Source organism: Acidaminobacter sp. (genome assembly GCF_030247605.1).
Classification (GTDB): domain Bacteria; phylum Bacillota; class Clostridia; order Peptostreptococcales; family Acidaminobacteraceae; genus Acidaminobacter.
This window is the reverse complement of record NZ_JAOTSB010000019.1, coordinates 27,793-47,719: the sequence shown is the minus strand read 5'-3', so window position 1 is coordinate 47,719 and position 19,927 is coordinate 27,793. Positions and strand designations below refer to the sequence as shown.

Genomic DNA, 19,927 nt, shown 5'->3' with positions numbered 1-19,927 from the left:
CAGATCCCAGCGCGCATAAGAGGCGCTGGGATCTGTGGGCCTTCGTTTTCCTTTAAAAAAAGGAAGCGACAACAGCGGCTGCCGCCGCCATTGTCGCCTCTCCTTTGAATTATTTCCCTACGTACTCTTTTACCGCAGTCAGTACAATAAAGCCTGGACTGCCTTCCACCGGATCTCTCCACGAGACATCCTCATAAGCGAGGTGTCACGTTTCGCAGAAGTTGCCCTCGGCGTCATAGGCGAAGCTGTCAGAGACTTTGTAGCGGTTATTCTTGAAATCGATGTGCCACTGCTGTTCATCTCTAACCGCGGTGCCAGGGTTGTTTTTGTAGTCTATTCGGACCCAGACATCCAGGATTTCGTCGCCCTCTTCGTTGATCCAAGTCTGAAGCGAGGCAGGTTCGAAGCTGTAGTCGCGCCACGGGTCTGACCCCGCCTGTTCAAAAATTTTCTCCTGAGCTTGCGGGAGAGTTGGTGCTGCCGGGGTTTCTGCGGCAGGTGGCGTGGCAGGTGGTTCTACAGCCGGTGCACATGCTGAGAGGGTTGCTGCGGCGGTGAGGAGGAGGGTTAAGGTGACCATCGGCAGAAGCTTCTTTAGGTTTTTGGATGTTTGCATGAGGTTTCACCACTTTTCTTATTGGGGTGTTGAGCTGGGTTTGGTTAGATGATACCCATTCTCAACTGGATTATAGCACCACTATACCCCAAGGGTGAAATAAATACAATTAAGAAATGATTAACGTTTGATCAGCATGAGCCACTGGTCAATGGTGTCGAAGCCCAGGCGGTGGTAGACTGAGCCGGCGCGGGGGTTGTCGTAGAAGAGGCAGAGGGTTTTGCCTTCCCCGAGGAGGTCGCGGCAGAGGCTGGAGAGGCAAGCGCTCATCAGGCCTTGGGCGCGGTGGTCTGGGCGGGTGGCGACGCCCACGATCATGGCGGAGGCGGAGTTTTCGGCGGCGGTCTGGGAGACGGTCAGGAGGCGGCGGTTAGGGTCTTCTATGAAATAGACGCGGGAGGCGCCGGTTTCAATGTTTTCGCGCATGCGGTGCTCTGTAGTGGTGATGGAGTCGCTGAATTCATCGATTTCTTTGATGAGATCGAGGATCCGTGGGGCGTCGTCTGGTATGGCTATTTTGATGGTTTGGGTTGGATTTTCTGGGCTGAGCTGGGTGGCCTCTGTCAATTTACAGAAGTAGGTGACCTTTTCTATATAGGCCGGTTCAGGGCGTTCCAGGGCTTCGGTGGCTATGGCTATTGCCTCCTGGACTCTCCGGACCAGGGGCAGGCGGCCGGAGAGCATTCTGAAGTCGGGGTCTGAGAGCATGATATTGGCGAAAATGGCCGGGTTATAGTGATTGTTTTTGAAATAGGGAATGTAGTTGCTTTCGTAGCGAAGGAGAACGGCCTGAAGGTGATCCGTGTCGGCCTCAAAGTCGCCCCAGAGGGTTTGGAAGTGCGCGTCGAAGCCGAAGCGCTCGATGTCGCCAATGGCGAAGAGGTTGATTTCAGGTTCTTCCAAAAGGAAGTCCAGAGTGGTCTGGCGGTCGGCTTCGGTGAGTCTTCGGATCATGGAGGGACCTCGCTTTCGGGGGGGGGGAATGGGTTGGGGGCTTGGGTCTTGGAGGTGGTGGGTGGGTGTGTGGGTCGGTGGACCGGCGCGTCGGTGGGTGTGGGGATTGGGGTGGTCAATATTTGTTAATGCGTGAGTTATTTCTTCTGACTTTGTTCTTTTTCCCTGTGCAGAGGGATTTTAAACGCTTCCGGGATGCCAAAGGCTCTTAATTTTTCAATGAGGTGGTCGTCGAAGGCATAGGCGGCGGTGGCGCGCTTGATTTCAATGTCCTCTTCGGTGAAGGTGGCGATTTCGATGCCGCGGCAGTAGAAGGTGATGCCTGTTGGGGCGGAAGCTTGGAGGGTGTCTTGATCGTGGTCGTGATTCTGAGCGGTGTTCAAGACGGTGGTAAGGTCGCCGCGGCTCTGGAAGTGGAAGCGGTCGAGGTTGTCTATCAGGCGGGCGGCGTAGGTGAAGCTGTCTGCGGTAAATCTGAACATGGCGCTGGCCCAGCTGTTGCCGCCCTGGACGCGCTTGTAGCGCGGGGTTGGTGATGTTGTTAGACTTGCGAAGTCAGTGGACTTAATAATGTTTGAACTTGTCATGAGAATCTCTCCTTGGATTGGTTTCTTTTGGGGTGGATAACGGCTTTTAGATTTTGGGGGCTTTCAGAGTTATTCGTTGAGGTTCTTTTTTAGGCATTGGCGCTTTGGGGTGGACCTAAAATAACAAAAAAATAAAAAAACCTCTTTCAAGCAAAAGAAGTTAGGTCATATGGGCTCCCTCCTTATCGCTTTCAGCTGGACCACCTTGCTTTGCAGCAGGTTGGCGCAGGGTCATAGAGCTGAACCTCTACCCTGACTCTTGATAAGACTGTTTATGAAGTTGTGGGTGGTGCGGTGGTATGGATAAAGCATAGCATAAATTTGGAAGGAATGGAAGATGGAGATTTAGTGATTTAGGGTTTTGAGATGGGGACGCGGACAAAAACGGAGTTGGGGACGCGGACAGCTTTTGAAATCAGCCCCGACACATTTAATTGTTATTTAAGGTTTGGGGGTATAAATGGATTACAAATCCTATTATGCAATGCCATTTCCCTGCCTTCCCAGGTTTAAGAAAGGAGCACCCGTTATGAAACACAGACGATTACATAACCTTCTTCATAATCTTCCCCCTACACTCCCCCAACGCCTACCGCGTCACCTCTTCCTTCTCATCCTGCTGTCTCTTCTCCCCCTCCTCTCCGCCTGCAACATCGTTGACAGCCCCGAACCCGGTCCGGACGGTGTCACAAGCGCCACCGAAAAGCGCTATCAGGAACTGGAAATCAGGGAATATGAAGGGATGCGCCTCGATCCTTCAATAGGCCCCAGAGACAACTCCATCAGCGGCATTCAGCAGGTTGACATTGACAACTACGAGTTGACAGTTACAGGTCTCGTCGACACGCCGTTGACTTACACTTATGATGAGGTGCTGGCGTTGACAGCTTATGAGCGGCTGATCACCCTACACTGCGTCGAGGGCTGGGACGCCACGGTGCTGTGGGAAGGCGTGAGACTCGCGGATTTGATCGAGTCCGCCGGGGTTCAGCCGGAATCCGTCACAGTCATTTTTCACTGCGTTGACGACTACACGACCTCCATGCCGCTGGAAACCATACTGGAGCGGGACATGCTGCTGGCTTACAACTCCAATGGGATCCAGCTCCCTGCGGCCCTTGGCTATCCTTTTATTGTCATTGCGGAAGACAAGCTGGGCTATAAATGGGCCCGGTGGGTCAATGAGATTGAACTGACCGAGGATGCCGACTACGAAGGATACTGGGAAAGTCGAGGATACGAAAACGATCCGGATTTGAGGGAGAAAAGTACAACGCCTTGATGGCGTTTGGGCTTGAGAGCGCGTTGCATACAGAATTAAAGCCTTGATCTCCTGAATAGGTGGCGATCAAGGCTTTTTATCTGGATTTCAGCACTTTAACCTACAGCAGCTAAAGTGATGTGTATGTGCGTGTCTATAGTCAATTGACCTTCTTAACTGATTGCTCTATCCCCGCACTGCGTTTCTTAAACCGGTTAATAAACACAATCCACGCCAGAAAGGTTGACCCGGCAGCAAACAAGGTCGGAAGATTAAGATTAATAATCGTTAAAAATCCAGCCAAAATAGGCGGGATAGCCTGAGCCAAGCTGACAATGGACTGGTTGATCCCAAGTATTTCCCCTTGAGAAGAGCGATCTGACAATCCCGAAACAATCGCTGTGCTGTTCGGTTGGATCAAGCCCTGAAGAATTGCAATGAATGGAATGATGACGTAAATCCAAAGAGCGTTATCCGGGATCAGCAGAATTGGGAATACAATGGCAAGAAGCAAAACCGCATAAGACAATATTTGAGTGGATGAAAATTTTCTGGAAAGTGGACGCAATACCGCACCCTGGGCAATAGCTATCCAAATGCCCATATAAGCAAATAAGTCACCAATCTGTGATTGATTATACTGAAATTTCCCCACCAGGAAAACTTGAAAAAATTGGGTGAAGAAGTTGAAGCCTATGGTCAACAAAAAAACAACTATAAAGACGGTTCGCATCTCTTTGATCCCAAAAGCACGTCGAATGTTCCCAATGCCGGCAAAGAGATCCACACGCCCTGTTTTCCTTGCTTTGAGCGTTTCAGGGAACAATCTGAAGACCATCAGCAGATTGATTATGGACAATACAGCCGCCAGCCAAAAGGGTGTGTCAAAATTAAACCAACTTACAATTGAAGGGTCAGACAATTTACCACCTATAAACGGACCTATTACAAAACCCAAACCAAATGCCATACCAATCAGACCAAAGTTTCTGGCTTTGTTGCTTTCATCACTGATGTCAGCAATGGCCGATTGAGCGATAGAAATATTGCCGCCGGTGAAGCCATCAACGGACCGGCCCAAGAACAACAGCCAAATATTCTGCGTCACAATGCCTATTGCAAACAGGATATACCCTATCATCGTCCCAACCAGTGAAGCCAGCAGAATTTTTCTGCGTCCCATACGATCTGCGAGAACACCAAGGATTGGTGCACCAAAAAATTGCATGATCGGATAAGATGCAATCAGAAAGCCATAAATGATGGTCCGCAGGGAAAAGTCATATTGCATAGGCAGTAAACCTGCCACAGGATTGAGAATAACCGCCGGAAGTATTGGAATTATTATCCCCAGGCCAAGCAAGTCAATAAAGACAGTAAAAAATATTGGCAGTATGGTCATAGATTTGTTTTTCATGCTTTTGCCTCCGAATACACCTTTATGTAACGTTACACATAATTGTGTATTTTGTTTTGATTTCATGATATACTAATCTATAAAAACAAGCAAGCAAAAAGAAAGGTGATCAGGATGCACGAGCCTATGCCTTCACGGACAATGAAGAAGCGAGACAAACTTCATCATGATATCCTTAGCGTCGCGGCTAAACTCATTAGTGAAAAAGGCTCCCTCGGCGTGACACTTGAGGAAATTTCCTTGCATGCGGATGTGGCGCGAAAAACCGTTTACAATCATTTTGAAAATAAAGAAGCCTTAATAAAAGAACTGGTGATGCCAGTCTGCAACCATGCCAAAGCTTATCTGGAGCACTTTGGACTTGATCAGCCGCTTAGTATGGATCATATCTGGAACTACTGCATAGAATTATGGGAACGTGAGGATTTGCACGTTATGATGCTCTATCAGGTGAGTCCGGAAGACTATCCAAATCTCGCTAAAAATAGACATGGCTTTATCTTGATGTTCAAAATGCTGATGGAGCGGATTCCGGAGTTTAATGGGTGTTCTGCAGAACAACTGACACAAATGTCCAATTCTGTTTACATGACCTATATGCCGCTTTTACAAAGCCTGGATGGTCAAGAAGATTATCAGAATACATTCAGGCGTGCCATGACCGGCTTGACTCTGGGATTGCTGTCGGATTGAAGAGCCTGAATTCAAAAACTCGGCCCACATTTATAGTACACTGAGATGCCTGCCAGAGCTGAATGCAGATTCCTTTTTTTGACAAACAATATTCAGCATACAATTGAAGCAGTTTTTGCTAATAAAAAAGCGTCACTTTAAACAGCACTGAAATTTGATCATTTCAGGTGTCTATTTGAAGTGACGCTGATTCGTTAATATGAGAAAGATGGAAGGGGGGTGTCCGATCCCCCTTCCTTTTGGTTTAGGTGACCATCGGCTAAAGCTAAGCTTTTTTACTGGTTTCTACGGACGCAGCAGCCCCCGGAACTTCCTCATAGAAGACCTTGAAGTTCGGGTCGACCTTGCCTATGCCCATGTAGCGGGCTTTGTAGTCCTTGAGGAGGTCGGAGAATTTCGGGCTCAGGATGGCCAGGGCCACGACGTTGGCGAAGATTGGGAGGGCGGTGGACATGTCGGAGAAGAGCCAGACGGTGGTGCCCGGGAACGCGTAATAGACAGCGATCATGACCAGGGCGAGGCCTGGAAGCGGGTAGGTCCACTTGTAGATGTTCAGGATAGTGTTTTTCTGTTTGGAATCGCCGATCAGGTAACGGACGACGACTTCCATCTGGGCGAAGAGGCCGCTGGCGGTGGTGATGCCAAAGAGGAAGGTGCCGAAGGCCAAAACGACGCGGCCGGCGCTGCCAATGCCTGTTTCAAAAGCGGTCAGAGTCAGCTCGGCGCCGGCGAGGCCGGAGCTCCACTGGCCTGTGACCATGATGACGAGGGCGGTGATGGAGCAGATGAACAGGGTGTCCACGGTGACTTCGAAGACGCCCAGGATGCCTTGTTTGACCGGGTGGTCGACTTTGGCGGAGGCGTGGACCATTGGTGCGGAGCCCCAGCCGGCTTCGTTGGAGAAGACGGAGCGGGCCATGCCGGTTTTAATGGCGTGGGAGAACGCGGCGCCTGCGAAGCCGCCTACTGCGGCGGTGCCAGTGAAGGCGCTGCCAAAGATGAGTGCGAGACTTTCAGGGATCATGCCGATGTTCTTAAAAATTATAAATAAGCCAGCGCCTAAATAAAAGACGATCATGAACGGCACGAGGAATTCTGCGATGCGGCCGAGGCCCTTGAGTCCGCCGGAGATCATGAGGTAGAGAATGATGGTGAAGGCGACGGCCACCGGGATCATGTCGAAGTTGAAGGTAGTGGCTATGGCTTCCGAGACCGTGTAGATCTGGATGTTGATGAAGAACCCGACCAGGAAACCAAAGGCGAACAGCGCGCTGAGGAATTTGGCGACGCCCTGCATCTTCTTCTGGATCCCTATGCCTTTTTTCATGTAGTAGTTCGGACCGCCATAAGCGGAGCCGTCCGGGTTGTGTGAGCGGTAGTGTAGGGCCAGGGAGATTTCGGTCATCTTGATGACGGTGCCCAGGACGCCGGCTACCCACATCCAGAAGATGGCGCCCGGTCCGCCTATGGCGATGGCCGACGCGACGCCGCCTATGTTGCCGACGCCTACCGTGGTGCCCAGAGCGACGCTCATGGCCTGGAAGGACGAGATGACGCCGGCGTTGTCTTTCTTGTCTTTGCCGCCGCCGGTGAAGGCTTTAATGGCCTCCTTCATGGCGAAGCCGCCAAATCGGAACTGGAAAAAGCCAGTTTTAACCGTGAGGTAGATGCCGATAGCCAGGATCGTCACAATCAGCGGCGTTCCCCAAAGAACTTCCCATACGATATACTCGATCGTTGCCTGTGTCATTAGATTGCCCCCTTCATTTTAGGTTCTGTAGTGCTGGTAGATGGAACGAGTTCTAATAATGAACAATAACGAAATTATTTGTTTCGATTATATTACTGTACCTGACACCAAGTTCACCTCGGTGTCAGACACTCAACTTAACTCAGTGTCAGACACCAAACTTAACTCAGTGCCTGACACTCAACTTAACTCAGTGTCAGACACCAAACTTAACTCAGTGCCTGACACCCAACTTAACTCAGTGCCTGACACCCAACTCAACTCGGTGCCAGACACCCTTCTAAAACCTAAAACCTCAACGACAGACAGCTCAGCCCGCCATCGAGCTTTCTAAATTCCGACGTGTCAACCACAATCACATTATAGCCCATCGCCTCAACCTTCGCCTGGGTCTTTGGATAGCCCGCCGGTACAATGACATTATCGTTGATCCAGATGCAGTTGCAGGAATAGGCTTCGTCATCGGAGACTTCAAGTCTGTTGAACTTCTCAAATACCGGCGACGTGATAAATTCCCCGCCAACGATCAGGTTGTTGTTTTCAAGATACGCAAGACCCGTCTTAAGGTGAAGCATTTCCTTCATCTCCACAGCCTCACAGGTCATGCCGTGCTTGGCCAGTTCTGCGGTAAACTGATCGATGCCTTCTTGGTTAGTCCTTTCTGAAAGGCCTACGTAAAAGTGGTCCCCCACCATCATGACGTCGCCGCCATCGAGGGTACCCGGCGCCTGGATGTAAGCCATTTTCTCCTCGCCATAAAACCGCTTCACCCCGTCGACAATGTAATCCTTTTCCTTATTTCTCGATGCCGCACCCGGGTTCGTGATGATGGCGCAGGCCCGCGTGCAGACCGCCACATCCTCCACGAAGCAGGAATCCGGGAAGTCCTCCAGGGCCTCCAGCACCAGGACGTCCACGCCGCAGGCTTTCAGTGCCTCAATGTAGGCGTCGTGCTGCTTGAGAGCATTGGCGTGGTCAGGCTTGCCGAGCTCCGGCGCTGACGTGATGCCTTCTGTCATAGACTTTGCTGGTCGGCGAACAATCGTGTGTTTGAACATGGTGGATGACCTCCTAAAATGGGTTGTGTTGTCTCTCAGTCCAGAAACTTCATGGCTTTTATGCCGATGGTCGACCATCGGCATCCCCTTCCCTATTCCCCCAGCGCCAATTCCAGCGCCTTCAGAATCATAGCCGGCGTGCGCTCCAGCAGATCCGCCTTCAGGACACGCTCGCTGATCTTGTGAAAGTCCTTGCCCCAAGGCCCAATGTTGAGGCACGGCATGGCATTGCGGGCGATCTCCGTGAACGGGATCGAATAAAAGTCGCCGTACAGCGGCATCTGGTCGGCCACGGCCTCTTCCAGGGCGCTGATTTCATCATGCATCAGGGCGGCATAGCTGAGATCGGAAATGCCGGTGAAGAAGGCCTCCAGATCATAATGCTGGTCGTAGTGCACTGCGGTGAATTTGTTGAGCTCAATAGTGATCTCTTCAATGAACCGCTGGTATTCCGGTCGGTCCAGGTGGGACACGCTTGGATAGTACGGCGGAACGACGCCTATGATCACGGTGGGCTGTTCACAGCCAATGTACTCGAAGATCGCGTCCAGCAGGGACCAGGTGGCGGTGGCGTTGTTGGCCTCGCCGGTGGTCAGCTTGTCGTTGGCCTTTTTCAAAGCATCCTTGTAATAAGCCGTAAATCCTTCGCCGTAGCGGTGGGTACTGTGGGCCACCAGCTCAGAAAAGCTGAGGACCACAGGCTGCCACTTGACCTCACGCCGCGGCCGGTGGGTCTGCTGACAAAACAGGTCAGACGCGCGGTTGACGCGTTCTGCCACTTCCTGCGCCGCCTCCCTGGCGGTGTTCAGCAGATACCCGGAGATTCTGTCGGGTGTGTTTGTCAGGGGCTGCACGCTGAGACAGCCAAAGGCCGTCAGCGGCATGGACACGTCGTAGGCCAGCTTGCTGTCCCGGGCCATGAGCCACGTGGGCGGCGGGGACATTTCCCCGGCTTCCGGCCGGTAGTCTCCCAGTTCCGGGTTCATCTCCGTCCGGCGCACGATCTCACTGAGGAGGTGTACCGGGTTGAACCCTTCCGCGCTTTTACCTGCGTGGGCCAGGATCCCCCGCGCATAAACAAAGGGCAGTATTTTGCCGATGGATCCACCAGACAGCATTCCGCGCTCCGGCGTTTTTCGCTGATGGGGCTCTGAGTTGATCATGAGGACGTACTTCAGGTCGTGCTCCAGTCTGAGTCGCTCCAGCAGCGGCGCTGCGGCCCGCATGCCGGCGGAGAGGTTCTCCTCATCGGAAACGGCCAGCAGGAGCAGGTTGCCCTCGAAAGACTCAAGCTTGGTGTAAGCATCCATGATGGCCATTTGAATCGCCCCGCCCCCTTTCATGTCTGCGGTGCCGCGGCCGAAGATCCATGCGTTGGATTTGAGATCCTCGTAGGCCTCGCGGCTTAGGGCGTCCGGGTCATCGAGCAGCGATTTTTCCAGGGTCTCAGGCTGGAAGGCATAGGCCTTGTGGCGCTTGAAGTCCTCGATTTCCACAACATCAAAGTGATGGATGAAAACAGCGGTCTTTCTTCCGCGGCCCTTGACCAGCGCCCAGGCGACCTGGCGGTCGAAGGGGTCATTTTTGATCTTATGAAGACCAAAGTGGTCGGTCTTAATCCGAAAGTAAGGATTCTCCTTAAAGTGACGGTGGACAAAGGCGCTGGCAGCGTTCTCGGCCGATGTGCCCGACTCGGAATTGATCGCCACGTAGGGATAAAAGATGTTTAGAATAGCCTCCGGGGTAATGACAGGATGACTGGAGGCGTTTGTAGTTTGAGGTGAGGTTGTCACAGGGTGATTGCCTCCTTTCGGTTGGATGTGAAACTCGGTGTCAGACACCGAGTTTCATCTGGGGTTGATGTGAAACCGGGGCTTGATAGGCGACAGCCGCTGACACCCAGTTTCTCATCCCCGCCAGATCGGTGCTGTCAGGCACGTCGGGCCGCCGGTACCGCGATAGGACACCTCTTTGCCCGGGTAGGTGTAGACTTTGGCCCCGCAGGCTTCCAGGCCCTTCTTGACAGTGTCGTTGCCCGCCACTATCACGGCGACCCGCGGTGCAAGGGCCAGCACATTGGTGCCCAGGTAGTCGTACTCGTCATCAGGTGTCTCGATCAGGGTCATGCCACGGCTTAGCAGAAGCTCACGGAAAAACACCGGCATGTACTTGGAATACACCACTGCCAGATCCTGATCCACCATGGAGATTATGCTCATGAGGTGCAGGCAGGCCTCCGGTCCGTCACCGTGGGGCATTGGCACCACAATGATCTCGTCCACAATGCCACGGGTCAGCTCGCGAAAAGCCGCAATCCCGGCGTCGTTTGTCCTGTAACCTCGTCCTATAGCCACTGTCCGGGCGTCCAGCCATACCACGTCGCCGCCTTCAATCCGCGCCGGCGCTTCAATGACCCCCAGTGTCGGCACCCCTTTTGACTCCAGGAACTTGCGGGTGGCGGCGGCCTCGTTGGCTCTCAGGGCTTTTCCCATTGGAAAATAGATGGCGCCTTTTTCCGTGACCTTCAGCGGGTCGTGAGCGTAGATGGAGTCGAGGCCCACGCTGGCCTCCTCCGGAAGATAGAGCATCTCAACGCCCTCGGCCTGCAGCGCCGCCTCGAAGACTTTATACTCCTCGAGAACCGTCGCGAAGTCCGGTGCGCCCAGGTATCCAAAGGGTTCGGCGTCTGCGTTCAGGGTTCCCTGGTCCTTGAAGGCCGCCTGGGGATGCTTGATCAGCACAGTTTTCAGCTTTCCGGTCATGGACTGGCTTCCGTAATGCATGGTAATCACTCCTTGTGTAATGTGTTGGGTGCTTGAACTATGAATGCTGTGTTTTGTATTTTTGTTGTTTTTAATATATTATATATTGATTGTGTTAATTGTAGACCATTTGTGGGCAGACGTCAAGGTGTTGTGCAAATATTCTGACAACGGAAGAAGGTGTGCCGATGGTTGGGGAACCGCGACCATCGGCTAAATCTTTGGAAACTGAGTGTTGATGAAAACCGGGTGTCTGACACCGAGTTTCATCTTTGAAAACCGGGTGTCTGACACCGAGTTTCATCCCCGCGAAACCGGGTGTCTGACACCGAGTTTCAAAAACTAAAAAGCCCCCCGGCAATCCTGCGCCGAAGGGCCTGCAATTCTGTCAAAGCTCATATCAAAGCTCATATCAAAGCTCAAATCAAAATTTCCATGTCCGCGTACTTCACGTTCCAGTGGACATCCCGGACAAAGCGCCTGAGCGCCGCCTCATCCCCCGCCTCGAAGAGCTCGAGCATCTTCCAGTGCTCCTCGTTGGTCTTGCGCAGGGCGTCCTTATAAAGGGCCTCAGAGCCCGTGGCGTTGTAGGACTGCTTGATGAAGGTCTTCTTCAGGCTGGCCAGAATCCGGATCAAATCCTCGTTGCCGCTGGACTGGATGAAGGACTCGTGAAACCGGTTCTGAAGGTGGTAGTACAGGTCGTAATCCCCCTGGTCAATGGCCAGATCCATTTGCCGCGCCAGGTCCCGCATGAGCTCAAGGTCCAGGCTCTCCGGGTGCTTCAGGCAGTCCGTAGTCGCCAGTGCCTCCAGCACCCCAATGATTTCATAAATATTGTTGGCCCGCTCCAGAGACACTTCCCGCACGACAAAACCCCGCCGCGGAATTTGCTCGATGTAGCCCTCATTGCTGAGCTGGATCAGCGCCTCCCGCACCGGTGTACGCGAAATTTCCAGTGCATCGCAAATTGTATTTTCATTGATCTTCTCCCCCGGCTTCAGCGCCTTCGTGCGGATCTGCTCGGAGATGTAATCATAGACTATGTCCTTGAGAGAGCGGTAATTCAGCATAATGACCCCCGGCATGTAACGTTGTAGTTTGTATATGATTTAACATTAACATGTTTTGGCGCCTTGGAAAAGCAAAAAACTGTTTTTGCCGATGGTCGCGATGTCCAACAGAGTGATGCCGCACCCCCGTCCCCGGTTTGAAAGTTGTCCGCGTCACTGCTTTGAAAGTTGTCCGCGTCACCAAAATAAAATCCGTCCGTATCACTGCACCAATGAAAACCACGGCATATAAAGCAGCAGCACGATAACAGGCGTCAGAACCGTCATGACCACCCCAATTTTAAGGATGTGCCGTGGGCTGTAATGCTCAATGCCAATCAGCAGCACAATCTGCTGAAATGGCAGGAAAAAATGCAAATTGACCGTCACGTAGGACATGAACATAATGGCGATGGGGTTCATCGCTTCCCCCGCAATAGCCCGAAGCCCCGGGACCGTGATCGAAAGCGACGTCACCGTGCTCCCCACCAGCTGATGAATCACCGCGTTCAGTCCAATGATCGCCGGCACAAACCACGCTGTTCCCACCAGCGCGTCCATCCTGAACACCGAAAACATGGCCGCCGAAATCCCGCTGGACTGCATGACGCTCCCAATCGAAAACGCTGCCGTCAAAAACAACATCAGCGGAAAGTTGAGGGACTTCAGATCCTGAAACTTCAGCGTCCCCGTGAAGACCGCCAGCCCCGCCACGCATGCCACCGCCACCCAGGCGGATGAAATCCCGTGCAGCGACTCCGTCATCCAAAGCCCCACCGTCGCTAAGACCAGTGCCAGGACAATTTTCTCGCTCTTACTTAAAGGCGAATGGCTGACAATGTGCTCAGGGTCTTGTTCCCCTGCATTAGCCGATGGTCGCCCAAGCGCCACCTCAAACACCTTTCTATTCATGACAATCAACAGCCATGACATGATCAGCGTCGTGACAAAACTCGGCACGGCCATCCACTTCGCCCATTCAAACCAGCTGATGTCCGTCCCGCTCATCTCCACCGCGAAGTTGTTCAGGATCACGTCCGCCGTCAAAAACATCATCAGCGTTGTCACCGCAGTGACGAAAAGGTTCAGCATAATGATTTCGCTGGTGGCGCTTGGCAGCTTATGCCGCTTGATATATTCCACAAATATAGCCGCCAGCAGGATGGTTCTGGAAAATGGCTGGGGAATTAAAAACATGAGTAAAAAGTTCGCCGCGATCCCCACCCAGATCAGGTCCATGGGCTTCCTCACGAACCGCGCCAGCAGCGTATCCGCCAGCCTCGCAGCGATCCCGGAATTGACAATGGCCTGGGACATCAAAAACGACATGGCAATGGTAATGAAATTATCCGATAACGGAAACTTAAACACCTGCTGCAGCGGCGTCATGCCAAAAGTCGAGAACATGGCCAGCAAGAAGACCGCTGCCACCGACTGTGAAATCGCCTGAAACGCCCAGCTGAGCACCGTCAGTAGTAACGACCCAAAGACAATTTGCTGTTTGAGGTCGAGCCCCAAAGGATTAATGACCGTAAGACCTGACGCGATGGCCAGGCAGATCAAAAAAGTCTTGGTTTTCAAGTGAAGTAAATCTTTATATTTAGTTCCCGTACCCTTGGCCGGAACCGGTTCATTTGCCTTTGGAGGTTGAGCCACGTCAGAATCTTCCCTTCTCTCTGTAAAGTTCGTGTACGAAGTATGTAAAATTGTATCACGAAATGTACACTGTGAAAAGTGGGAAGGCGGTGTCTGACACCTCCTTCCTCCCATCTTTTTCCTTTGATAGAAACTCGGTGTCAGCGGCTGGTGCCTATTGACCCCGAGTTTCTCCTAATTTAAAAGGAACCAGCGCGGGGCGCCGGTTCCTACATTTAATCAATCAGTTTCGCTTAATTTCCGCCGTTCTTTCCGCCGGCATTGCTGCCATTGCCGTTTTCGTTAGCGTTTTCGTTTGGAGACTTGTCTTCTTTATCCTTACCTTCAAGGCCAAGAGCGGATTCTGGTTTGCCTTTGTCGTTTTCGACGACATCTTCACCATCGGCAGCTTCATTGCCTTTGTCTTTGGCTTGGTCTTCAGGAAGGACATCTACATCAAGACGGTTGCGTTTGATTTCTTTCATGATGTCTTTGACGGTGAGGTCTTCAAGGGTTATCGGTTCATCATCATCAGAAACATCATTCAACCTGTCGATAAGTTCTCCAATGAGTACTTCAATATCTTCAACGGTCGCTAATTTTTCTTCGTTGCCCTGAGCAGCGTTAAGTTTTTCAAGAAGGTTCAATTTTCCAGGTGTCAAGGTATACTCAATATTATTCTTTTCATTGAAATCAGCAGCAAGTTCAACGCGGTCTGCGCCAATGCCTTCGACTTCAACTTCGGCTTCAATGCCAGCATTCTTTACGAAGACATTAACTTCTCCGTTGAGATAGACTGTCATTTCTTCTTGCTTCGTTTCATTCTTGTGCATGACTGAAATCATGACATTGGCTTTGTCATCATCTTCGTCGAGGAACTTCTGCTCAACCATTTCATCGAGTGCAGCCTCAATTGCTTTTTCAATGTCCATGCCCTTCATGTCGAGTTCTTCGAGAATCTGCTCGCCGTCGTCATTCATTGCTTTCACACTTATAACTTTGTCAAAGCTGTTCACTCTAAATTCAATCGAAGGATTCACATCCAAACTCACCGTCGCAACCGGATTCAAATACGCGTAAGATGCCGCGCCGGATGTAATCATGAGCACAGCCGCTGCTGCAGCCACCCATTTAGTTGCATTGTTGTACCATTTAGTTGTTTTCAATTCTACCACCTGTCCAATCTTGTAATTCTTATTTTCGAGAAGTCGGATGCTGCCGTCGTCTTGCAGTACAGCTGCTTTCGCTCCCCTGATCTCTGTAATGACAGCTTTCATCTGGAAGTCCCCCTTTTAATGAAGCTCATGTACTGCGATAAGTGAGGATAGTCCCCACCGACGATTTCAGTTGCCGCTATAATATACTTTCGATGACGCTCGATGATTTTTCGGGGTACCCCAGACATTTTTTCCAAACTTTTTATTGGGAGCTGGCCGTTTCTCTTTAGTTCCTGAAGCAGGACAGGTGATTCCAGGATACAATTGACTGCCAGCGCGCAGGCTGCTTTGGTTTTTTGGGCTTTTGGGGAACTATCGGCTAAATCAAAGAAAGAAAAGCCGAAATCCGAGAACCGCTGATTGGCGGCTTCGATCTCGAGCGTGATGGACTCGTCAGGCTCGACGCTGAGCTGGCGGACCACCTGGCTGCGCATGCCCTGGTCCGGGTAGGCGTCTTCCTGCTCGCTATTACTCTCAAAGACGTAGGGGTCGATGGGCACCTCTTTCAAATGCCGGGCTTCTCGCCGGGTATGGTCGATCAGGCGCCGCTCGATAACCATGGAGGCAAAGCTGTAAAAGCTGCCCTTGTCGTAATGGTAGGTCTGCATGGCTTCATGGAAGGCCTCCAGGGAGATGGCCCAGTGATCCTCGCTGTCCGAAACGTACTGTCTGGCGCTTTGGGAGGCGCCTGAGCGGTTCTGAAAGCGGCGGATGCAGTTGCGGATAAAGGCGTCATTTTCGAGTATAAAGGCGTTTGCCTGCTCCGGCGCCAGCTGTATGTCGATCACTTTTTGGTCTACGGTGCGTTCCATGGCAAACCACCTCCTTGTTGTGTTATGTCATGGCTTTCCGAATGGATTATATCATTTGTACTTGTGGATCGTCTACTACAGGGGGGTTACATTCACTTAAGGTTTTGAAATGTACAGCTAAAAGTAAAAATATTTTTACGTTTGCAGCACAGGTTGCGCCAACCTCTGGTATAATTAAGAAAAGCAGCTCTGGCACCAAATTCAACTTGGTGTCAGACACTCACTCCAACTTGGTGTCAGGCACTCACTTCAACTTGGTGTCAGACACTCACTCCAACTCAGTGTCAGACACTCACTTCAACTTGGTGTCAGACACTCACTTCAACTCAGTGTCTGACACTCACTTCAACTTGGTGTCAGACACTCACTTCAACTCGGTGTCTGACACTCACTTCAACTCGGTGTCTGACACTCACTTCAAACCAGAGACAGTCACCAACCGCAGGTCGGTGACTGTCACCCACCTCAACCCATCCCAAAACTCCCCCAATGAAAGCGAGGTCCCCCCCATGCTCGAAGCGTATTACGACGTGATCACCAAGATCGAAAATTTTGTTGATGGTCTCATGATCGTTGACGATCAGTGCCGCATCGTTTACAATAAACAATTTCTGCCTGGCACCTTTGATTTGAAGGAAAAGGAATCCATCGGCAAAACGCCTATGGAAGTGTATCCGAACCTGAAGGCGGAGGATTCGACGTGCTACCGGGCAATCCAATACGGCGAGACCACGGTGAACCAGATTCAGAAGCTCGAATATATGGGCGGCGGCGAGATGCTGGTGCTGGACAATACGTTTCCCATCATGGAAAACGGCAAGATCATTGGCGCGGTGAGCACCTCCAAATACCTGGATACCGCGGCGCTGAAGAATTTCATCGACCTGCCCAACATGACCAGTTCTCACAAGGATGGGCTATATGAGGTCAAGGACATTGTCGGCGAATCGGCGGTGATCCGCAGCCTGAAGCAGAAGCTCGTCAGAGTTTCCAAGGCAAGCGCCAGCGTCCTTATCTACGGCGAGACGGGCTCGGGCAAGGAGCTGGTGGCCCAGTCCATCCACAGCGGCAGCAGCCGGCGGGGCGCCATGTTCGTTTCCCAAAACTGCGCGGCCATCCCCCACACCCTCCTGGAAAGCATTTTCTTTGGCACGACCAAGGGCAGCTACACCGGCGCGGAGAACAAGCCCGGCCTTTTCGAGATCGCGAATGGCGGCACCCTCTTCCTGGACGAGCTCAACTCCATGGACCTCAGCATGCAGGCCAAGCTACTGCGGGCCATCGAGGAAAAAAAGGTCACCCGTATTGGCAGCCACGAGCCCAAGAAGTTTGACGTCCGCATTATCGCCGCTGTGAACGAGCATCCCCAGAGCTGCATCGACCGCCAGCTGATGCGCCCGGACCTCTTTTACCGGCTTTCCAGCGTCCAGATCAAGGTGCCTTCCCTGCGGGAGCGCGCAGAGGACATCCCAATGCTGACCGACCACTTCATCAAGCTGTTCAACCGCGAGTACGCCATGACCCTGAAGGGCGTGACCCCGGAGGTCGCCGGCATGCTGCAGGACTACAGCTGGCCCGGCAACGTGCGGGAGTTCAAGAATGTGATCGAGAGCGCCTTCAACTTCGCCACGTCGAGCCACATCAGCGTGGAGGATCTGCCCGAGTTCATGGTCGAAAGTGCGGCGCTGGAACAGGCGACCATCGGCATATCCTCTCTTCCAAAAGGCCCCTCTGGTGCACAGCCCCTTTCAAAAACCCAAGCATCAGCCGATGGTCAGCCGCCAAACCAATCCCCGCCAAATTACGCCATGACCATGCCGCCGGCGTCTGTCAGCCTGAGCGACGCCCTCGATGATTTTGAGAAACACCTGATCCTGTCCCGGTCCGAGGGCATCCGCTCCCTCTCCGAGCTGGCCGGCCGCCTGCAGATTTCGAAGCAGTCGCTGAATTATAAGCTGCAGAAGTATCAGTTACAGATTCGCGAAAGGTAAAGACGTGCATCGAAAGCTTAAGACGTGCATAAACAAAACTAACGCCGTGCAGCCGAGAGCTTGTTCTCGGTTGAATGGCGTTAGTTTTGTTTATATAGGGCGCAGCCCTAGACCCGAGTGCAGCGAAGCGGAACGAGGGTCTATGCACGTCAGCTAGCGGCCTAGTTTCTGCAAAGGAAACTAGGTGTCAGCGGCTGGCGCCTATTGACACCCAGTTTCACTGTGCCAGCAAATACACCGGGTAAGGCTCTTCGAGGCAGTCCCGGCTGTAGTGCTCATCGCCGCTTGGGACGCTATAAGGATCCGTTACGGTGTCGTCAGTGTTTGAAAGGGTTGAGGTGGTGGGTTCTGTGACCATCGGCAGAGCTTCTTCGAGCTTTAAGAGGCTCGCGAGCAGTTTCGCCGTGCTGGCCTGGAAGGTCAGGGTGATGAAGATGGCCGCGAAGGTCACGGAGGAGATGATGCGCGCGCCCGGGACGTCTGCTGCCAGCATCATGCCGGCGAGGGCTGCGGGGATGACGCCGGTTTCGCGGACCCAGCACATGTAGAGGATCTCTTTGAGGCTCCATTTGGCCTGGCGGTCCCAGAGGACGCTGACCATGACGGACAACGGCCTGGAGATGAAGATGAGGACCGCAACCACCAGCAGCGCGCCGCCCAGGTGTGAGAAGAGGATCGAGAAGTCGATGCTGGCGCCCAGCAGGATGAAGATCATCATCCGCAGGATCAGCGTCAGGACCTCTTTGAAGCGGAGCTGCGTTTCGTATTGCTCTTCGGGCACCCAGAGGCCTATGATTTTCTTGTTGCCGCAGATCATGCCGACTACGAAGACCGCCAGGAAGCCGCTGAACTCAAAGTGAGAAGCCAGGATGTAGGCGCTGATCACTGTTGCCAGCCCAATCTCCGATGGATGCTCCGAAAACACGCCGTGCCTGCGGCTGGCGATCAGGTACGACGCCGGGAAGCCCACGGCCAGTCCCACCGCTATGCCGCCAATGGCACTGGTACCCAGTTCGAGCAGTGTGCCGCTGAGGGAAAACGCGCTGCCCGCGATGAGCCCCAGCAGTGTCAGTGTGGTGATGGCGCCCACCGCGTCGTTGAACGCTGACTCCGCGATAATGGTCTGTTTCAAGCGCTTGCTGATGTTCATGGTCTTGAACAGAGGCACCAGCACTGACGGATCTGTGGAGGCGATCACGGAGCCCAGCAGCAGCCCGGTGAGCAGGTCCACGTGCAGGATCATGCTGGCTGCCACCCCTGTAATCACCGTAGAAACCACCACGCCGATGGTCGCCAGCGACAACACCGAGAATTTGACTTTGTTGAGGACTTTGAGGTTGATCTCCCGGCCGCCGTCATACAGGATGTAGGCTGCCCCAAAGGTGAGGATCAGCTGGTTCGCTGCGGGGTACTCGTTGATATCTATAAGGTTGAACGCCGCCGGGCCGATTAAGATCCCGGCCAGGATATACATAACGACGTCCGGCATATGAATGAGCTTGCTGAGTTTAGAAAAAAGGACACCTGAAAATAAAACAATGGCTATAAGTTCGAGCATTTGATTGGTTTCAAACGCGATTGTACTGGACATGACAAAGACCCCTTATAATTTTGGATATTTCGCCCTGTCGTTTGGTCATTCAAATTGTTATTGAATGCAGATGGGCGGTTTATAATTAATGAATAAATGAAGGCTAGTTGTTGATTGTTGATTGAAGATAGTTGATTCTTGTTGTTAAAACTATAACGAAAATGCAGGAATAATTGCATACCGTTTCAGAATTAACCGCCGCGACCGTGGACAAATCCGGCTAAAGCATGTCTTCTCATGATGATCACTGTCGGGCACCTCCCATTATTTTATAATTAAAACCCGCTATTTTGCTTGTTCTTAGGCGGTCTTTTCAGATTTTCGTCTGCTCGACCTTTGATATTAACGATCATACGCCTCTGCAAGAAAAATTGCAACCCCCGAAATACAAGTTCACAAATATTTAACATCTGGGAAGGTTTGCAGGTTGGTGACGCGGACAAAAACAAAATGAGTGCCTGTCACCAACTCAGAAATTGTACCAGACACATTTAATGATTAATTAAGATTTGAATTCTCTAAATTGAACCA

The 19,927-nt window shown here is 52.2% G+C and carries 16 protein-coding genes; 3 read left to right on the top strand and 13 right to left on the bottom strand.

The features are described 5' to 3' along the window. Positions 1 to 205: 205 nt before the first annotated feature. The 3 genes from OEL90_RS10040 to OEL90_RS10030 all read right to left on the bottom strand — a co-directional run bounded on the left by OEL90_RS10040 (position 206) and on the right by OEL90_RS10030 (position 2,157). Positions 206 to 616 (bottom strand): hypothetical protein, encoded by a 411-nt coding sequence (locus OEL90_RS10040; RefSeq protein ID WP_291399907.1) that lies wholly within the window; start codon positions 614 to 616, stop codon positions 206 to 208. 120 nt (positions 617 to 736) lie between these two features. After that, entirely contained in the window at positions 737 to 1,570 is an 834-nt protein-coding gene (locus OEL90_RS10035; protein WP_300688307.1) for a GNAT family N-acetyltransferase, read from the bottom strand. Positions 1,571 to 1,707: 137 nt separating this feature from the next. Then, on the bottom strand, positions 1,708 to 2,157 hold the full coding sequence (locus tag OEL90_RS10030; RefSeq protein ID WP_300688305.1) for a hypothetical protein: 450 nt from the start codon (positions 2,155 to 2,157) through the stop codon (positions 1,708 to 1,710). Between the two features lie 529 nt (positions 2,158 to 2,686). Here OEL90_RS10030 and OEL90_RS10025 point away from each other — a divergent pair. After that, positions 2,687 to 3,439: a molybdopterin-dependent oxidoreductase gene (locus OEL90_RS10025; protein ID WP_300688304.1), complete on the top strand. Its 753-nt coding sequence runs from the start codon at positions 2,687 to 2,689 to the stop codon at positions 3,437 to 3,439. A gap of 139 nt (positions 3,440 to 3,578) precedes the next feature. Here the strand turns inward: OEL90_RS10025 and OEL90_RS10020 are convergent, their stop codons facing one another. Continuing rightward, a complete protein-coding gene (locus OEL90_RS10020; protein ID WP_300688302.1) occupies positions 3,579 to 4,901 on the bottom strand; it encodes an MFS transporter in 1,323 nt (440 codons plus the stop codon). Positions 4,902 to 4,961: 60 nt separating this feature from the next. Between OEL90_RS10020 and OEL90_RS10015 the strand changes: the two genes are divergently transcribed. Beyond that, a complete protein-coding gene (locus OEL90_RS10015) occupies positions 4,962 to 5,528 on the top strand; it encodes a TetR/AcrR family transcriptional regulator (protein WP_291399897.1) in 567 nt (188 codons plus the stop codon). A gap of 265 nt (positions 5,529 to 5,793) precedes the next feature. On the opposite strand, the gene OEL90_RS10010 is transcribed toward OEL90_RS10015, so the two are convergent. From OEL90_RS10010 to OEL90_RS09975, 8 genes are all read right to left on the bottom strand, one after another. Continuing rightward, entirely contained in the window at positions 5,794 to 7,278 is a 1,485-nt protein-coding gene (locus tag OEL90_RS10010) for an alanine/glycine:cation symporter family protein (protein ID WP_291399895.1), read from the bottom strand. A gap of 287 nt (positions 7,279 to 7,565) precedes the next feature. Further along, positions 7,566 to 8,336 (bottom strand): dimethylarginine dimethylaminohydrolase family protein, encoded by a 771-nt coding sequence (locus OEL90_RS10005; RefSeq protein WP_300688300.1) that lies wholly within the window; start codon positions 8,334 to 8,336, stop codon positions 7,566 to 7,568. Between the two features lie 92 nt (positions 8,337 to 8,428). Further along, positions 8,429 to 10,129 carry a M20/M25/M40 family metallo-hydrolase gene (locus OEL90_RS10000; protein ID WP_291399890.1) on the bottom strand — a complete coding sequence of 567 codons (1,701 nt, stop codon included), beginning with the start codon at positions 10,127 to 10,129 and terminating at the stop codon, positions 8,429 to 8,431. A gap of 114 nt (positions 10,130 to 10,243) precedes the next feature. Continuing rightward, positions 10,244 to 11,119 carry a dimethylarginine dimethylaminohydrolase family protein gene (locus tag OEL90_RS09995; RefSeq protein WP_291399888.1) on the bottom strand — a complete coding sequence of 292 codons (876 nt, stop codon included), beginning with the start codon at positions 11,117 to 11,119 and terminating at the stop codon, positions 10,244 to 10,246. Positions 11,120 to 11,517: 398 nt separating this feature from the next. After that, entirely contained in the window at positions 11,518 to 12,171 is a 654-nt protein-coding gene (locus tag OEL90_RS09990; protein WP_291399886.1) for a GntR family transcriptional regulator, read from the bottom strand. A gap of 201 nt (positions 12,172 to 12,372) precedes the next feature. Continuing rightward, entirely contained in the window at positions 12,373 to 13,806 is a 1,434-nt protein-coding gene (locus OEL90_RS09985; RefSeq protein ID WP_300688295.1) for an SLC13 family permease, read from the bottom strand. A gap of 233 nt (positions 13,807 to 14,039) precedes the next feature. Next, the gene (locus OEL90_RS09980) at positions 14,040 to 15,062 is read right to left on the bottom strand and encodes an anti-sigma-I factor RsgI family protein (RefSeq protein ID WP_300688292.1); all 1,023 of its coding nucleotides are present in this window, start codon (positions 15,060 to 15,062) and stop codon (positions 14,040 to 14,042) included. Continuing rightward, positions 15,059 to 15,814: a sigma factor gene (locus OEL90_RS09975; protein WP_291399880.1), complete on the bottom strand. Its 756-nt coding sequence runs from the start codon at positions 15,812 to 15,814 to the stop codon at positions 15,059 to 15,061. The genes OEL90_RS09980 and OEL90_RS09975 overlap by 4 nt, the downstream gene beginning before the upstream one ends. A 401-nt stretch (positions 15,815 to 16,215) precedes the next feature. On the opposite strand from OEL90_RS09975, the gene OEL90_RS09970 reads away from it, so the two are divergent. Then, positions 16,216 to 17,805 carry a sigma-54 interaction domain-containing protein gene (locus OEL90_RS09970; protein ID WP_300688289.1) on the top strand — a complete coding sequence of 530 codons (1,590 nt, stop codon included), beginning with the start codon at positions 16,216 to 16,218 and terminating at the stop codon, positions 17,803 to 17,805. A gap of 217 nt (positions 17,806 to 18,022) precedes the next feature. Here OEL90_RS09970 and OEL90_RS09965 read toward each other — a convergent pair whose 3' ends face one another. Next, positions 18,023 to 19,396: a cation:proton antiporter gene (locus OEL90_RS09965; protein WP_300688287.1), complete on the bottom strand. Its 1,374-nt coding sequence runs from the start codon at positions 19,394 to 19,396 to the stop codon at positions 18,023 to 18,025. Positions 19,397 to 19,927: the final 531 nt, after the last annotated feature.

Bases quoted from the DNA above. Each gene is read 5' to 3' on its own strand.
- OEL90_RS09980 (WP_300688292.1), bottom strand. From the start codon at position 15,062: ATGAAAGCTGTCATTACAGAGATCAGGGGAGCGAAAGCAGCTGTACTG.
- OEL90_RS10030 (WP_300688305.1), bottom strand. From the start codon at position 2,157: ATGACAAGTTCAAACATTATTAAGTCCACTGACTTCGCAAGTCTAACA.
- OEL90_RS10020 (WP_300688302.1), bottom strand. From the start codon at position 4,901: ATGAAATCAAAACAAAATACACAATTATGTGTAACGTTACATAAAGGT.
- OEL90_RS10040 (WP_291399907.1), bottom strand. From the start codon at position 616: ATGCAAACATCCAAAAACCTAAAGAAGCTTCTGCCGATGGTCACCTTA.
- OEL90_RS10005 (WP_300688300.1), bottom strand. From the start codon at position 8,336: ATGTTCAAACACACGATTGTTCGCCGACCAGCAAAGTCTATGACAGAA.
- OEL90_RS09965 (WP_300688287.1), bottom strand. From the start codon at position 19,396: ATGTCCAGTACAATCGCGTTTGAAACCAATCAAATGCTCGAACTTATA.
- OEL90_RS10015 (WP_291399897.1), top strand. From the start codon at position 4,962: ATGCCTTCACGGACAATGAAGAAGCGAGACAAACTTCATCATGATATC.
- OEL90_RS09995 (WP_291399888.1), bottom strand. From the start codon at position 11,119: ATGCATTACGGAAGCCAGTCCATGACCGGAAAGCTGAAAACTGTGCTG.
- OEL90_RS10010 (WP_291399895.1), bottom strand. From the start codon at position 7,278: ATGACACAGGCAACGATCGAGTATATCGTATGGGAAGTTCTTTGGGGA.
- OEL90_RS10035 (WP_300688307.1), bottom strand. From the start codon at position 1,570: ATGATCCGAAGACTCACCGAAGCCGACCGCCAGACCACTCTGGACTTC.
- OEL90_RS10025 (WP_300688304.1), top strand. From the start codon at position 2,687: ATGAAACACAGACGATTACATAACCTTCTTCATAATCTTCCCCCTACA.
- OEL90_RS09990 (WP_291399886.1), bottom strand. From the start codon at position 12,171: ATGCTGAATTACCGCTCTCTCAAGGACATAGTCTATGATTACATCTCC.
- OEL90_RS09975 (WP_291399880.1), bottom strand. From the start codon at position 15,814: ATGGAACGCACCGTAGACCAAAAAGTGATCGACATACAGCTGGCGCCG.